The 14,815-nt window shown below is 42.5% G+C and carries 12 protein-coding genes; 6 read left to right on the forward strand and 6 right to left on the reverse strand.

What is annotated here, in order from left to right; all coding sequences use genetic code 11:
* The first annotated feature begins 246 nt into the window (after positions 1-246).
* The 4 genes from EAH55_RS02425 (at position 247) to EAH55_RS02440 (ending at position 4,899) form a co-directional block, all read left to right on the forward strand.
* Positions 247-990 (forward strand): hypothetical protein, encoded by a 744-nt coding sequence (locus EAH55_RS02425; protein ID WP_121808342.1) that lies wholly within the window; start codon positions 247-249, stop codon positions 988-990.
* Positions 991-1,068: 78 nt separating this feature from the next.
* Positions 1,069-1,992, forward strand: a complete 924-nt coding sequence (locus EAH55_RS02430; protein WP_121808343.1) for a hypothetical protein — start codon at positions 1,069-1,071, stop codon at positions 1,990-1,992.
* 140 nt (positions 1,993-2,132) lie between these two features.
* Entirely contained in the window at positions 2,133-3,245 is a 1,113-nt protein-coding gene (locus EAH55_RS02435; protein WP_121808344.1) for a hypothetical protein, read from the forward strand.
* A 73-nt stretch (positions 3,246-3,318) separates the two neighbouring features.
* Positions 3,319-4,899 carry a M1 family metallopeptidase gene (locus EAH55_RS02440; RefSeq protein WP_121808345.1) on the forward strand — a complete coding sequence of 527 codons (1,581 nt, stop codon included), beginning with the start codon at positions 3,319-3,321 and terminating at the stop codon, positions 4,897-4,899.
* A 68-nt stretch (positions 4,900-4,967) separates the two neighbouring features.
* On the opposite strand, the gene EAH55_RS02445 is transcribed toward EAH55_RS02440, so the two are convergent.
* Entirely contained in the window at positions 4,968-5,339 is a 372-nt protein-coding gene (locus EAH55_RS02445; RefSeq protein WP_112574199.1) for a response regulator, read from the reverse strand.
* Positions 5,340-5,614: 275 nt separating this feature from the next.
* On the opposite strand from EAH55_RS02445, the gene EAH55_RS02450 reads away from it, so the two are divergent.
* Together EAH55_RS02450 and EAH55_RS02455 are read left to right on the forward strand one after the other, a co-directional pair.
* Positions 5,615-7,021 carry a glycoside hydrolase family 30 protein gene (locus tag EAH55_RS02450; RefSeq protein ID WP_121808346.1) on the forward strand — a complete coding sequence of 469 codons (1,407 nt, stop codon included), beginning with the start codon at positions 5,615-5,617 and terminating at the stop codon, positions 7,019-7,021.
* 36 nt (positions 7,022-7,057) lie between these two features.
* On the forward strand, positions 7,058-8,848 hold the full coding sequence (locus tag EAH55_RS02455; RefSeq protein ID WP_121808347.1) for a cellulase family glycosylhydrolase: 1,791 nt from the start codon (positions 7,058-7,060) through the stop codon (positions 8,846-8,848).
* A 413-nt stretch (positions 8,849-9,261) separates the two neighbouring features.
* Here EAH55_RS02455 and EAH55_RS02460 read toward each other — a convergent pair whose 3' ends face one another.
* The 5 genes from EAH55_RS02460 to EAH55_RS02480 form a co-directional block, all read right to left on the reverse strand.
* Positions 9,262-10,185: a DUF6624 domain-containing protein gene (locus EAH55_RS02460; protein WP_121808348.1), complete on the reverse strand. Its 924-nt coding sequence runs from the start codon at positions 10,183-10,185 to the stop codon at positions 9,262-9,264.
* A 99-nt stretch (positions 10,186-10,284) separates the two neighbouring features.
* The gene (locus EAH55_RS02465; RefSeq protein ID WP_121808349.1) at positions 10,285-10,842 is read right to left on the reverse strand and encodes a hypothetical protein; all 558 of its coding nucleotides are present in this window, start codon (positions 10,840-10,842) and stop codon (positions 10,285-10,287) included.
* Between the two features lie 6 nt (positions 10,843-10,848).
* Complete coding sequence (locus EAH55_RS02470; protein ID WP_121808350.1) at positions 10,849-12,300, reverse strand: serine hydrolase; 1,452 nt, start codon at positions 12,298-12,300, stop codon at positions 10,849-10,851.
* Between the two features lie 157 nt (positions 12,301-12,457).
* Positions 12,458-12,832 (reverse strand): hypothetical protein, encoded by a 375-nt coding sequence (locus EAH55_RS02475; protein ID WP_121808351.1) that lies wholly within the window; start codon positions 12,830-12,832, stop codon positions 12,458-12,460.
* Between the two features lie 248 nt (positions 12,833-13,080).
* Positions 13,081-14,619 carry a YifB family Mg chelatase-like AAA ATPase gene (locus EAH55_RS02480; RefSeq protein ID WP_121808352.1) on the reverse strand — a complete coding sequence of 513 codons (1,539 nt, stop codon included), beginning with the start codon at positions 14,617-14,619 and terminating at the stop codon, positions 13,081-13,083.
* Positions 14,620-14,815 lie beyond the last annotated feature (196 nt).

Genomic DNA, 14,815 nt, shown 5'->3' on the forward strand with positions numbered 1-14,815 from the left:
ACAGCCTGAATAATAAAAAGAACGCCCCTTTGACAAAGCAAAGGGGCGTTCTTTTTTATAGCCAACCCCGCTGAACAAAATGAACAGATGTATAAATTATTATACACAATTTCACACCTTGTAGCTCTATTTGTCATCAAAGTGTCACCTATAGCCGGATGGCATCTCCTTTGATTTAGTGCATCTGATAGTTTGGAGAATTATAAGCAATAATCTTCGGCACATTTAGTAACTAAATATTTGAACATGAAAAATCTAATTAAGCCAGTTTTATTTACAGCAGCATTATTTGCATTTAAAGTTAGTTCGGCCCAGGTTAATATCGGCGCTACTACAGCTACTAAAATAGCTACACGTGTAGCCACTCCTACTGTAAACGCGGCATCTATAGCACAGAAAACAGTAAATACTACATCAAGCGTAACTAACCAGGCTGCAACACAGGCACAAAATGTTGCCGCACGGACGGCTGCCCAGACACAGGCCACTACCAATCAGGCCGTGACAGGCGTTACAGCAAACCAGGCTGCCAATGTTAGTGGTAATGTAGCGTCGAACGTTGACGCAGCCGCCGGAACTACAGCCGCGCAGGCAGGTGTTAATACCAATGCAGCGGTTACCGGCAACCTGAATGCAAACGGATCAACCACTGCGGTAACCAACGAATTAAATACAACCAAAGGCGTTGCCGCCAATACCGCTGGCAAAGTAAGCAGTGATGCTGCCGCGTTAAGGGCTGGTGCAACAACTACCGCAAATAATACAACTGCTGCTGCGGGTAATGGTGTAAACTCGTTAAGCAAAAACGTAAGTCTGAATTCTTCAGGTAGCTTGAACGCTAAAGGGAATACCGCCGTTGGTTCTAAACGGTTCAATGCCAATGTATCAAACAGAGCAAGCTCAAACACAAGTGTAAAAGCAGGTAAGGGTACTATTGACGTTAAAAGTTCAGGTAGCGGATCATCAAAACAGGGCGTTGCTAAACAATAATAGCATTTAATATATCTGATCAAAAAGGCCGGTTCCGGCCTTTTTGATTATCCGGACTTTTCTTTAAGCACATTTGCCATGAAAAAACTTAAACTTATCCTGTTGCTGGCGTTAACCGGCCCAGCTGCCTTTGCTCAACAAAAAGCCGATACTGTTGCAAGAAACAAAGAATTGTTTGTGAATGCAGGAATCCAATACCTTTCAAACCTTACTTACGCCGGCCGGCGCGATGAGAGCAGCGTTCCGGTACTGCTTCCTTCCCTTACGCTGGTTAGTAAACAGGGTTTATTTGTAAGTGCTATAGGGTATTTTGATCTTAATGGCTCAAAATCCGGCACCGAGGGATTAAGTGTTACGCCGGGTTATGTTTTTACCTTCGATGCAAAACGATACTATGGCGGTAATGTATCCGCCACTAAATACTTCATTACAAAAAGCAGCCCTATTATCCTTTCTTCGTTCAATGCCACTGTTGATGGGCAATTGTACGCTAATCCGGATAACATTGTAAAATTTACCGGCGGAGTTAGCTATCGGTTCAATAAAAACAACAGCAATGATATTGTTAATACCGCGGAGCTATCAAAAGAAATATTGGCGTTAAAAAACGGTACAGATGGGAAGAGCGGATTAAAGATAACGCCAACCGCAACGCTGTACACGGGAACGCAATCATTTTACCAAACGTATTATACCGAGTCGCAGGTTACCCGTTCTGTCGAGGTGCCCCAAAAGCAAACTCCAATTAACGTGCTGTTCCCTAATCAGCCCAAACAAACCATTATAACGCAAACCGTAACACAGCAAAACCAGCGTGAAGTACGGCAGTACAAACTGCTTGCTTTTAGCGGATCGCTTCCTTTTACATATACCATTAACAAATGGCAAATCCTGTTTACCCCCTATCTTATCAAACCCTTTAACCAGGTTGATTATGTAACAAACACCAAAATGAACGGTCTTTACTTCTTGTTTACAACGGGAGTTAATGTTACGTTTTAAAAGATTTAAACGCTGTTGTTTATCTGAATCATGAAAAGCCTCTTGCAAAAGCAAGAGGCTTTTTTTGTATTGCTAAAATATTTTAAATCTGAACGTATGTATGCATTGGTATTGATGGGGTTATATTTATTTTTAATACAATGAAGAAACTGCTATTTGTTTTTGGGTTATTTATTGCTGCTCAAGTAAACGTGCAATCCTTTACGGTTGGCAAAAACATTCATACAGATATTCCGGATATAACTAAACAGCAGATAATTAATGCGTTGGATAGTCTTGTATATAAAATAGGGTTCGGTAAGCTAAATATTAATGATGTTGAGCAGGATAAAGGCGGGTTAACCCTTTCCATTTTAAAAGACCAGCAAGCGGATATAAATGATACTACAAGTCAAAAACAGTTGATCAATCTGTATCCCGTTGTGCCGGGGCAATATTTTATTTCGATAGCAATAATAAGCTCAAGCGGGACCGCTCCCTCGTTAAAAAAGATTATTAATTTGATAGCATGTGACAGAGGCGGAAAAATAACCTTCGCTTTGCCGCTAAACTATCTCACCCGTTTATGGAAAACCCGAAAGGTAGGCAACATCATTTACCACTACCCGGATGAGATCAATATAAAAAGGGCTAAGAAATTTGATAAAAAGAATACGCTCATACCAACCAAATTAGGCCTGCAACCCGAGGCCATGAATTTTTATTTATGTAATAACTACCAGGAAATATTGCCACTGTTGGGATTAGGGTATAGTGCAGAAGCTAACGGAAATACCAGGAATGGTTATGGTGTTGATGCTAATTGCATTTTCTCCGTGATGTACAACGAAGATTTTTCGCATGATTTATTTCACTATTATGCAGCCAAGGTACGTAAGGTTCCAAGAAACACAGCCGCGGAAGAAGGTATTGCATATAGTTGGGGAAATGCATATTACACCGATGAAAAGGGTGAAATGATATTGCAAAAGGACCTGGTGATACAATTAAGATTGTATCTGCAGCAACACCCCAGCGCCGGTTTATATGATATGTTCTCGAAAAATCCGGTGGTGTTTAATTCTATGGCCAAAGTAAGGTCGGTTATTTCCGGTGTTATATGCGATGAAGTGGAACGGCAAAAAGGAATGTCAGGAATTATAGCCCTGATCAATTGCGGCAAGGGCGATGATAACTATCTGGCAGCGGTAAACAGCCTGATCAAAATCAATAAAACAAATTTTGATACCGCTGTTAAGGCATTGTTAAAGTAGCACATCGCGAAGCAAAAAAGAGGAGGCTTTTTTATTAGCTTTGTTGCAGAACACAACAAACAGCAGGAAGCTTATGCGCAGGATATTTTTAGTTCTTCTATCGTTACCTACCCTATTTATTACACCAACATTTGCCCAGGTTCCCGGGGCGCCAATTGATGTTAAGCATTATACATTTGATATTAAACTGAACGATGCCGATAATAATATTGAAGGAAAAGCCACTGTTACAGTACGATTTTTGAATGCCGCAGACGGCTTTAACCTTGATTTGGTGAAAAAGAATGCAGCAGGCAAAGGGATGCTGGTATCAGCGGTAACTGAAAACGGAAAGCCGGTAAAATTTACCCAGGACGATGAACAACTAAAAATAAGTACCCGCGCTTATAAAGGCAACACCCGCGATTATACCGTAAGCTACAGCGGTGTACCTGCTGATGGACTTATCATATCAACCAATGCTTTTGGTCACCGTACTTTTTTTGGTGACAACTGGCCAAACCGCGCGCATAACTGGCTGCCTTGCGTTGATAATATTGCCGATAAAGCCCCGGTTGATTTTATCGTAACGGCTCCCGATCATTACCAGGTAGTATCAAACGGCCTGCAAACTGAAGAAAAACAGCTCGACGGAAAAATGAAGCTAACCCATTGGGTTGAAACCGTTGCCCTGCCAACCAAAGTGATGGTAATTGGTGTAGCCGAATTTGCTGTTGATCGTCCGGGCGATGTTAATGGCATCCCGGTTTTTACATATGTTTTTCCGGAAAGCAAAGAGGCTGGTTTTAAAAGCTACGCGGTAGCCAAAGACATTCTCCCCTACTTTATAAAAAATGTTGGCCCTTACAGCTATGAGAAGTTGGCCAATGTACAGTCAAAAACCATTTTTGGCGGTATGGAAAATGCCAGTGCCATATTCTACTTTGAAGAATCGGTTAAAAGTCCTGAGATAGAAGAGCTGATGGCGCATGAAATTGCTCATCAATGGTTTGGCGACGGAGCAAGTGAAAAAAGTTTCGGGCATTTATGGTTAAGCGAAGGCTTTGCCACTTATATGACTAACCTGTACCTCGAAAACAAATATGGCCCGGATACACTAAAGGCCCGCTTAATGGCCGACCGCAAAACTGTGCTTAAGTTTGAAAAGTCGAGATTATCGCCGGTTGTGGATACTGCCGTTAAAACCCAATATATGCAACTGCTTAATGCCAACAGCTACCAAAAAGGTGGTTGGGTGCTGCACATGTTGAGGCGAAAACTGGGCGATGATATTTTTTGGAGAGGTATAAGAAACTACTATTCAAAATACCAGGGAGGCAATGCCAATACCGATGATTTGAGGCGTGTGATGGAGCAGGCAAGCGGAAAAGATCTGAAACAGTTTTTTACCCAGTGGCTACGCACTGCAGGGCATCCAAATTTGGTTGTTAGCTGGAAGTTTGATGAAAAGGATAATAATATCACTATCAATGTAACCCAAACCCAGGAAAATGTTTACAACCTGGCGCTGGAGATTTCTGTTGATGGCCAGGTGTTGACAATACCTGTAAAAGAAAAATCTGCTACAGCGCGTTTTCAGCTAAAAGCAAGGCCTGCGGATGTAAAGATTGACCCGAACGTAAACCTGCTGGCAACGTTTGAAGAGAATAAATAGGAAGCATTTATAAAAAGAGGGCTGCCAATTGGCAGCCCTCTTTTGTTTTATAGCAAAAAAATTTAAAGCTACGCGGCAATAACAGTACTGATCACCTTTTCCAGATCTTCCAGGTCGAAAGGTTTGGCTAAATAAGTTTGAGCGCCGGCATGGTTGGCCAGGATCTGAATATCGCTGTTTGCCGAAAAATAGATAACAGGAATATCTTTAAGACCTTCTGTTTTTTTGAGTGTTTGTGTGGCGATGATCCCGCCCGAATCGGGGATCCAGTTATCCATCATGATCACATCAGGTAAAATGCCCGAAACCTTTTCAATGATGTTATTGCAATCGCTAAAGGTATGCACTTCCCATCCCTGTTCTTCTAAAATGTAGCTGCAAATAGACAGGATATCCTCGTCGTCATCAAATATGACAATCTTTTTGTGTGAAGTACTCATGAGATAGTTGTACGTGAATTTATAAACATCTTTTCATTAAACCAAATGTTTTAAATTCCTAATTAAATTTAGCGTGTTTAAACGGGTTTTTCTTCCTTTTTGATTCAAATTATCAGAATAAATACCACTTCTTAAACACTACAAAACCTGATAATTGATTTTGTAACCGATTAATTACGGCGTTTTACTGAAAACAGTAATATTTTTACCTATCCAATTTCATTAACCCTTTATTAATTCCTGTTATACCAATAAACACCTGTAAATTCTGTTTCATGAACACGCAAATCAAATCGATTTTATTGGGCGCTATGCTGCTGGGCACTACTGCGGCAGTAAACGCACAAGCAACAAAGGCAAGCCTGTGGCTCACAAAGGCCGATAGGTCGGTGCTTTTTGAACAGCAAAAAGAACCGCTTACATTTAAAACCGGTGAAGCCGGAGGCACAACCATCACTGTTGATGATAAGCAGCACTACCAGCCTATAGATGGATTTGGGTTTGCACTAACCGGAGGCAGCGCTATGCACATCATCCGCATGAGCGCTGAGAGCAGGGCGGCCTTATTGAAGAACCTTTTTGCTGTAACCGGGAACGATATTGGCATCAGCTATTTAAGGTTGAGCATTGGTGCTTCGGATCTGAACGAAAAAGTTTTCTCCTACGATGATATGCCCGAAGGTCAAACCGACCCAACGCTGAATCATTTTGATCTTGGTCCGGATAAAACTGATGTGATCCCTGTAATGAAACAGATCCTGGCTATTAATCCTGCTATTAAAATACTGGGTTCTCCATGGTCGCCACCGGCCTGGATGAAAACCAATAACGATACCCGCGGCGGCAGGTTAAAACCCGATTGCTACCCGGTTTATGCTAAATACCTGGTTAAATATATCCAGGCCATGAAAGCTAACGGGATTAATATCGATGCCATTACTATTCAGAATGAGCCCTTGCATCCGGGTAATAACCCAAGTTTGCTGATGGTTGCGCCGGATGAAGGCGATTTTATCAAAAACAACCTTGGCCCCGCGTTTAAAGCGGCCGGGATTAAAACCAAGATCATTCTATATGACCATAATGCCGACAGGCCCGACTACCCTATCTCCATCCTGAATGATCCTGCCGCCCGTAAATACGTGGATGGCTCAGGCTTCCACCTGTATGGCGGTGATATTTCGGCCCTTACCGATGTGCACAATGCCCACCCGGATAAAAACATCTACTTTACCGAGCAGATGACCGTTGAGCCGGAAAATCAAAGTACCATTAACATTGCCTGGCCTGTTAAAAGCCTGATCATTGGTGCTACCCGTAACTGGAGCCGTAATGTACTGGAGTGGAACCTTGCTGCCGATCCCGAATATAAACCATATACAGACCGAGGTGGCTGCCCGATGTGCCAGGGTGCAGTAACTATCGATAAAAATGAGGTTAAGAAAAATGTTGCCTACTATTCAGTTGCCCATGCTTCCAAATTTGTGCGTCCGGGCTCGGTACGCATAGCTTCAAACAGTTCAGAAACATTACCTAACGTAGCTTTCAAAACGCCCGACGGTAAAAAAGTGCTGATTGTAGCTAATACTGGCAACGGCGCGCAGGACTTCACCATCAAATACCAAGGCAAAATATTGGCTGTTAAGCTCGATAAAGGCTCGGTAGGAACATATATCTGGTAGTATAAACAGGTTCAGAAAAATTAAAAGCACAACAACATGTTAACATCGTTAATAAAAAATATAAAGTTAAAATCAGAAATTAAGGTCCTGCTGGCCGCGGCTCCTGCCCTGTTCGTATCACTGCAAGTCAATGCGCAAACCGGCTTTTTAAAAGCCGATGGCAAGAAAATAGTTGATGAAAAGGGCCAGAACGTATTGCTGCGTGGCGTGGGTTTAGGCGGATGGATGTTGCAGGAAGGCTATATGTTGCACATTAATAAAGACAGCCGTCAATACCGCATCCGTGAGCGCCTGGAGGAATTGATGGACCCCGCCGAAACCAAAGAGTTTTATGATACCTGGCTGGCCAACAATACCCGCAAAATTGATGTAGACTCGATGAAACGCTGGGGTTTCAACTCCATCCGCCTGCCGATGCACTACAACCTGTACACCCTGCCAGTTGAAAAAGAACCGGTAGCGGGACAAAATACCTGGCTGGATAAAGGATTTAAAATGACCGACGATTTGCTGGCCTGGTGTAAAGCGAATCATATGTACCTGATCCTTGACCTGCATGCCACGCCAGGCGGGCAAGGAAACGACCTGAATATCTCCGATCGTGACCCCGATAAACCGTCGCTTTGGGACAGCGAGGCCAATAAGCAAAAAACCATCGCCCTTTGGCGTAAGCTGGCCGAGCGCTATAAAAATGAACCCAACATTGGTGCCTACGATATCATCAACGAGCCAAACTGGGGCTTTGACGATCCGCAGAATGATAAGAATGGTTTGAAGGAGAAGACAAACGGCCCTTTAAGAAAACTGATGGTTGATATTACTGCCGCCATTCGGGAGGTAGATAAAAAACACATCATCATTATTGAAGGCAATGGCTGGGGCAATAACTACAATGGTATTTTACCTCAATGGGATAAAAACATGGTGCTCAGTTTCCATAAATACTGGAATTTTAATGATCAAAAATCTGTTGATCATATTGTAAAAGTCCGCGACCAGTATAACGTCCCGGTGTGGTTGGGCGAAACCGGCGAAAACTCCAATACCTGGATAACCGAGGCTATCGGCCTGTTAGAGAAGAATAACATTGGCTGGTCGTTATGGCCATTGAAAAAATTGGGTAATAACAACCCGATGGAAATTGTTTCAAACCTGAACTACGATGATGTTGCCAAATACCTGAACACCGGCAGGCATAAACCAAAAGAAAGTAACGTGTATAGCGGAACCCTGGAGCTGGCCACTTATGCCAAATTAGAAAACACCATCATTCATCATGATGTGATCGATGCCATTTTCCGCCAGCCTCATACCACGGTTACCAAGCCGTTTAAGGCCAATAAAATAGGTAACGGAACTACCATCAACGCGGTAGATTATGATCTGGGTCGTAATGGTTACGCTTATTTTGATACCGACACTGCCGACTATCACACATCTGGCAAGCCGGGTGTTGGCAACAAGGGGCATGTTTACCGCAATGATGGCGTTGACATCAGCAAGGATTCAACCCAATATAACAGCTATTATGTAGATCATATCGAAACCAGCGAGTGGACACAATATACCGTTCAGGTTAAAACAGCAGGCGTATATTCCATTAGCCTGAAAGTAGCGTCGGCAACTGATGATAGTAAATTATCGGTATTGGTTAACAACACCACCCAGGCAAAGGAAGTGGCTGTGCCAAACACCGGGGGATTAAAAAAATGGCAGGTTATTGCCGTTAAAAACATTGTTTTAAAAGCGGGTACAAACAAAATAAAAGTATTGGCCAGCAATGGCGGGTATAACCTGCGTTACCTGCAGTTTTGGAAGGGTAAATAATATTTAAACGCTAAACAATATTGAACAGCCGGTGCAAATAATAATGTACCGGCTGTTTGCATTTTTAAGTATCGTTGACCTAATGTAACAACGTTTGAGGAGCTAAAAGCATAATATTATTTTTCTTATAAAAGCTATTGTAATTAACTGTTTTTATAGTTAAATTTATTATACCAATTATCAGTATAATCTAACACAGTAAACAGGGAATTTCGTTATGAAAAAACAAGCTAACATAGTTTGTCAGCCTGATAAGACTGAGACTACACAACCAATATCCGTAAATTGTCAGCCGCCGCATCAAAAAATGTATCGTGATCATACGCATTGCGATCACCAGCACGGCAGGGTTAACAAGTTTCCAATTGGCAGCAGCCGCGGGCCATGCTTTTTTTAAACCCGGTTTAGCCGGGTTATTTTATGTAATAGTACAATTGGCTGTAAGACTTAAAGTTTTGCAGGTAAACCGCTAACGTACATAAACCGATCTGGTTTCGCCGGGTATCAACGCCGGCCTCATCGGCAATGTCATAAGCTTCGTATTGCCCGTTGTTGAGCCGCAGATGTGTGCCATATATTTGTGTATTATTTTCATACAACGCGATATTATCGGCCAGGATAGCAAAACCTTCGGCCGGGAGTGATCCGTTGAGCGCGGCAATCCGCACTATGGCAAAGTATTTTTTCTGGTTAGCAATATTGGCATGTAGCAAGGTTGTGATCAGGGCTTCCGGTCCGTCGGGGCCAAAGTATTCCTTGCTTTTCCAGCCATAAGTGTTAACTATGGATGTTATTTTGATATAATTAACCGAATCCGTTTCGCGGAGGTGGAGTTTAAATGCCGTTGCCTCTTTGGATGTTTTACCATGCTGATTAACCAGTTGCTGATATTCCTCAAAATCGTCCTTATAATTTTTAAGTATTTGAGATAGCTCCATCGCTACCGATGGAATAAGTTTAACCCTGTTTTGATGAATGGCAGCCAAGATGGTTTCCCATTGACTATCGCGGTGTAACCTGACAAAAAGCGGATCAGCAGATAGCATCCGTTCATTTTCAAAACCACGACCAGCTATAAATTCGAGGTATAAAAAGGCGCTGTCCCGTTTACCGATATTAGCCCAGCTGGCAGCCGCTTTATACAAATGCGCGGTATCCAATACACCATAATTGAGTTCTCGCACCTTAGCATAAACCGAGGCCGCTTTTTTGTATTGTTTTGCTGCAAAAAGGGAGTCGGCTATGTGAAGCGGTTGGGCGAAGTTTTGCTTTTCCTGCGCTTTACTTTTGTAGGAAAATAGTATAACTAAGCATAAACAGAAGCATTTCAGATACATGGTATAGGTTTAAATGATAATCATGAAAACGTATTTACCAGGTTAAAAGATATATCTGAATGTTGGATTTAACATTTGAGGGTGGAAATTTAACAATTACTATCGTTTGATATTCATCTTATATCCCGAAATAGGCTCTGGAGTATATACTTCAACGTAAATGGGGAACCCTTCGCAAATGCTCATTGTTCCCTGAAGCGAAGGCTCAATCAGCGAAATAATTGGGGTTGACTTTTTAATAATACTTAATTTGAGTTTTGTTTCACTAAGAGATGTCTTAAGAAAAAGAGGCTCATTACTAACATTAACATCACATAAGAAAAGCGAGCTCTTTAATATAATAGCGGCACTATAGTTCGTTTTTTTAGCATCATGCCTGGCCGCCATATATATTTCCAGATATTTATAATCTCTTCGATGGCTGAAATTTAAAACATAAAAAGACTCGCCCGAACGGTAATACTTTTTGTTAGATTTCGCGATAGCCCAAAGCAGTTTCTCTAAACAAGGAGCGGGTTTTATTACAGGCAACGTGACCGTAAATCTAATACTATCTTTAGTGATTTGGGGCTCTGGTTCAGTGATTTTTAATTGTATCTGAGCGTTTACCTCCCGGATGTAAATGAAAAATAAAATATAATAAGCCCAATATTTCATTTTTGCTTACTCTACCCGTTTCAGTTCCATCTTATTGCCGCCATCAATAAGTGTAACGTGAATTTTGCCATCGGCATCTTTGTTAAACTCCAGTTCGTAAGGCAGATCTTTCATGAAAAAGCGATTGTTTGATTGCGGATAAAGTTCCCGCTTACCCTCGCCGGCGGCCACGGCATAAAGTTTACCCCCATCTTCGCTTATAGTTAGAGTTCTTGGCGGACCAATATAAAATTTACCGGCATAGCTTTTTAAAACGTCGGCAGGTACCGATACAACTTTCTTGATGTTAGAATGGAATAGCCCTTTAAAGCCATAAACCTTGGCCACGCTGTTGATTAGCTCCGGGATAACGTTATCATTATCGCTGTTAACCATTACAACTATGCCATTGCCGCCTTCTAAACTTCCATAGTAAATGCAGCGAAAGCCCTCATTTACTCCGCTATGGCTGAAATATAAAACACTATCCTTTTTATCTATAAATGCGCCAAAACCCACATCATTGCCAGCATGAACAGAGAGCCTGATCTTAGTGGTTTCCTGGTTCAAAACCTTGGCAGATTTACCCTCGTAGGCCAGTTGGGTTTCAATGATGTATTTTGCCAGGTCAGTTGGGTTGGTCCATAAGCCTGCCGCGGCCTGCTCCGGGTAAATGTGATAGTTCCCCTTTTTAGGTTTGCCATCGGAGCTGTAGGCAACAGCAAGTAGGTTCTGATCTACATCATAAGGCGGCTGAGCGTATGTACTACCTGTCATGCCGAGCGGTTTTAATACCTCTTTTTTCATATAATCGGCGTAAGGCATATGAGTTATATCCATCACAATCATTTGTGTGATGGTAGTACCTCCGCCCGAATATTCATAGCGCAACCCCGGCTCAAACATGGATTTAACGGCAGGCGAATTAGCCGGTTTTTCGCCATTGAGTACCTGTACTACAGTAGGCAACGGGATGCAGCGTTCATACCCGCCAAAGCCATGTACCGTTAAACCGGCGCTGTGACTTAACAGGTTTGCGATGGTGATTTTTTTGCCCTTGGATACACTATCGTAAGGAAACTTCCAGCTTTTTAGGTAAACATTGATATCGGCATTAAGATCGAGCTTTTTGTCCTGCACCAGCTTGAGCACACCAACCGAATTAAGCGATTTGCTGATAGATGCCGCCTGGAAAAGCGTTTTTGCGGTCACCGGTATTTTCGCGCTGTCGTTTGCCATGCCATAACCTTTGGCCCATACAATTTTATAGTTTTGAATAACGGCAATGCTCAATCCCGGAATTTTATAGTAAGCCATTCGGTTTAACAGGTTCCCCGGCTTTTCTCCCTCGATCTGGATATTGCCAACAAGGTTATTTTCTGCTTGTGCGATTTTATCCTGACTGTTATTCTGCGCGTGAACGGCTACTTGTATAAATAACAGCAGGGGGAGGATCAATGATTTGCTTAAGATTTTCATAGGTTGGGTCTAAAACCGTGTTTGTATCGGTTTATACATGCTAAAGTGGAATTTAGTACGCATAAAAATAATAAAATCAGAATTTAATTTTAAAAATATTTTTTAAAGAAAATTAAATTCCGACCAGGTGATACTACATAGGATCTTTTAAACCGTACTACTTATTAACGTACTTGTACTTTTTTCCACCATCCTGTACTTCAATGGTTTTAATAGTGCTTACAGCTATTGTTCTTTTTAGCGAAAGAAATCTTGATTCAAGACCAATGACAGAATCCCGTACAACCCAGGTTCGGTCGAAATAAAAGGTAGATCGCTTGCCGTTAACGTCTGTAAAACGTATTTCAATAGATGGGCCGTTCTTTAATTTATAAGGAGTTCCGTCTTTATCAAAACATTTTATCGAATCAATAGGGTAAACATTGTAGGTTTCGATATGGCCCCATGGATCTTTCATGGTAACCGGTTTTAGGTTCACCGTTTCCAGGCTCGGCACCTGTTCTAAAAAGCTGCCTACAGGTATGTTGTACATTTTGCAGGAGCTGAGGAAGATTGTTAATGCGGAGAATGTGATAAGTAATAAAGGTTTGGGTTTCATTATAAAATGGAAATATTAAATGTTAAGCTAATTGGGCCATTAAAGTGGGTTTTCATAATGATATTCACAATCTCATCAGGTAATAAATTTATACTCTATTTGGCACAAGTAGCCTTTACACGCATGGCCTACCCTTCATACTTGCGCCAGAAAAAATATTTTATCCATTGTATCGCTTCTTATTATCCGGCCCAACCTTCCCTATCCAAACTCCTGAAATGTATGGCCTCTGCCAAATGTTCCAATTTGATCTCCTCGCTTCCCGCAAGGTCGGCGATGGTTCGGGATACTTTGAGGATGCGGTCGTAGGCCCGGGCCGAGAGGCCGAGCTTTTCCATAGCCTTTTTAAGCAGCATTTGACCGGCGGCATCAATTTTGCAAAGGTCGCGAACCATTTGGGAGCTCATTTGCGCGTTGGCGTGCATGTCGGGCCGGTTTCCGAAACGCTCTACCTGGATCTCCCTTGCCCGGATCACACGTTCACGGATGAGCTCGCTTTTTTCGGCAGCACGGTCAGATGATAGTTCGCTGAAATTAACGGGCGTTACTTCCACATGCAGGTCAATCCTGTCAAGCAGCGGACCCGAGATTTTGCTCAGGTATTTTTGCACCATGCCTGGCGGGCAGATACATTCTTTTTCGGGGTGATTATAATACCCACAGGGGCACGGGTTCATACTGGCTACCAGCATAAAGCTGCTGGGGTAATCAACCGTAAACTTAGCGCGCGATATGGTGACGCGACGCTCTTCCAATGGCTGACGCATTACTTCCAGCGCGCTGCGTTTAAATTCAGGCAATTCATCCAAAAATAAAACACCGTTGTGTGCCAGCGAGATTTCGCCGGGGGCAGGGTTGCTTCCCCCTCCTACCAAAGCAACATCGCTGATGGTGTGGTGAGGGCTTCTGAACGGGCGGATGGTCACCAGCGCGTCTGCAGCTGCAAGCTTACCCGCTACCGAATGGATCTTGGTGGTTTCTAATGATTCATATAAACTCAAAGGCGGCAAAATGGATGGCAGTCTGCGCGCCAGCATGGTTTTGCCCGCTCCCGGCGGACCGATCAGGATCACATTATGGCCGCCTGCCGCGGCAATTTCCAGTGCGCGCTTGATATTTTCCTGGCCTTTCACTTCACTGAAATCGCTGTCGTAATTACAGAGGCTGTCGTAAAATTCTTCGCGGGTGTTTACTATTTCAGGTTTTAGTTGAGATGTACCATTAAAAAATTCAACAACATCTTTAATGCTTTCAACGCCGTAAACCTCAAGATCATTTACAATGGCTGCCTCCCGGGCGTTTTGTTTTGGGAGGATAAAGCCTTTAAAGCCATCTTTGCGGGCTTGTATGGCTATAGGTAAAGCGCCCTTTATCGGCTGAAGACTTCCATCAAGCGAAAGTTCGCCCATGATGATGAATTTATCAAGGGTTTCGTGCTCTATCTGTCCGGATGCTGCTAATATGCCAGTAGCGATGGTAAGATCATAAGAGGAACCTTCTTTTTTAATATCGGCGGGAGCCATATTAACTACCACCTGCTGGCGGGGCATTCTGAAACCACAGTTTTTTAATGCCGATTCTATCCTGAAATAGCTTTCTTTTACAGCAACATCGGGCAAACCAACAATAAAATACTTAGTTCCCGATGCAATATTCACTTCAACCGTTATGGTAATAGCCTGTATCCCATAAACCGCGCTTCCAAAGGTTTTAACCAACACTGTGATAAAAGTTTATTTGAAGCGAAAGATATAGATTTTTGATGAGGTGATAAAGCAGCGCCGTATAAAACAAAAAACCTGTCAGAATAATGCCAACCGTGTTTTCTCTGCTTCATGTGTTTACCGGGTAGTTACAAATACCCAAACTGTTTTTATTTGACTGCATTAAATGTAAAATACCGAAGTCGCCGACTTC

The sequence above is a fragment of the Mucilaginibacter kameinonensis genome (genome assembly GCF_003675385.1).
In the GTDB taxonomy this organism is placed as follows: Bacteria; Bacteroidota; Bacteroidia; order Sphingobacteriales; family Sphingobacteriaceae; genus Mucilaginibacter; species Mucilaginibacter kameinonensis.

What these genes read in the sequence shown, in the direction of transcription:
- EAH55_RS02445 (WP_112574199.1), bottom strand. Translation starts at nt 5,339, where the DNA reads ATGAGTACTTCACACAAAAAGATTGTCATATTTGATGACGACGAGGAT.
- EAH55_RS02465 (WP_121808349.1), bottom strand. Translation starts at nt 10,842, where the DNA reads ATGAAATATTGGGCTTATTATATTTTATTTTTCATTTACATCCGGGAG.
- EAH55_RS02435 (WP_121808344.1), top strand. Translation starts at nt 2,133, where the DNA reads ATGAAGAAACTGCTATTTGTTTTTGGGTTATTTATTGCTGCTCAAGTA.
- EAH55_RS02475 (WP_121808351.1), bottom strand. Translation starts at nt 12,832, where the DNA reads ATGTACAACATACCTGTAGGCAGCTTTTTAGAACAGGTGCCGAGCCTG.
- EAH55_RS02450 (WP_121808346.1), top strand. Translation starts at nt 5,615, where the DNA reads ATGAACACGCAAATCAAATCGATTTTATTGGGCGCTATGCTGCTGGGC.
- EAH55_RS02440 (WP_121808345.1), top strand. Translation starts at nt 3,319, where the DNA reads ATGCGCAGGATATTTTTAGTTCTTCTATCGTTACCTACCCTATTTATT.
- EAH55_RS02425 (WP_121808342.1), top strand. Translation starts at nt 247, where the DNA reads ATGAAAAATCTAATTAAGCCAGTTTTATTTACAGCAGCATTATTTGCA.
- EAH55_RS02455 (WP_121808347.1), top strand. Translation starts at nt 7,058, where the DNA reads ATGTTAACATCGTTAATAAAAAATATAAAGTTAAAATCAGAAATTAAG.
- EAH55_RS02470 (WP_121808350.1), bottom strand. Translation starts at nt 12,300, where the DNA reads ATGAAAATCTTAAGCAAATCATTGATCCTCCCCCTGCTGTTATTTATA.
- EAH55_RS02430 (WP_121808343.1), top strand. Translation starts at nt 1,069, where the DNA reads ATGAAAAAACTTAAACTTATCCTGTTGCTGGCGTTAACCGGCCCAGCT.
- EAH55_RS02460 (WP_121808348.1), bottom strand. Translation starts at nt 10,185, where the DNA reads ATGTATCTGAAATGCTTCTGTTTATGCTTAGTTATACTATTTTCCTAC.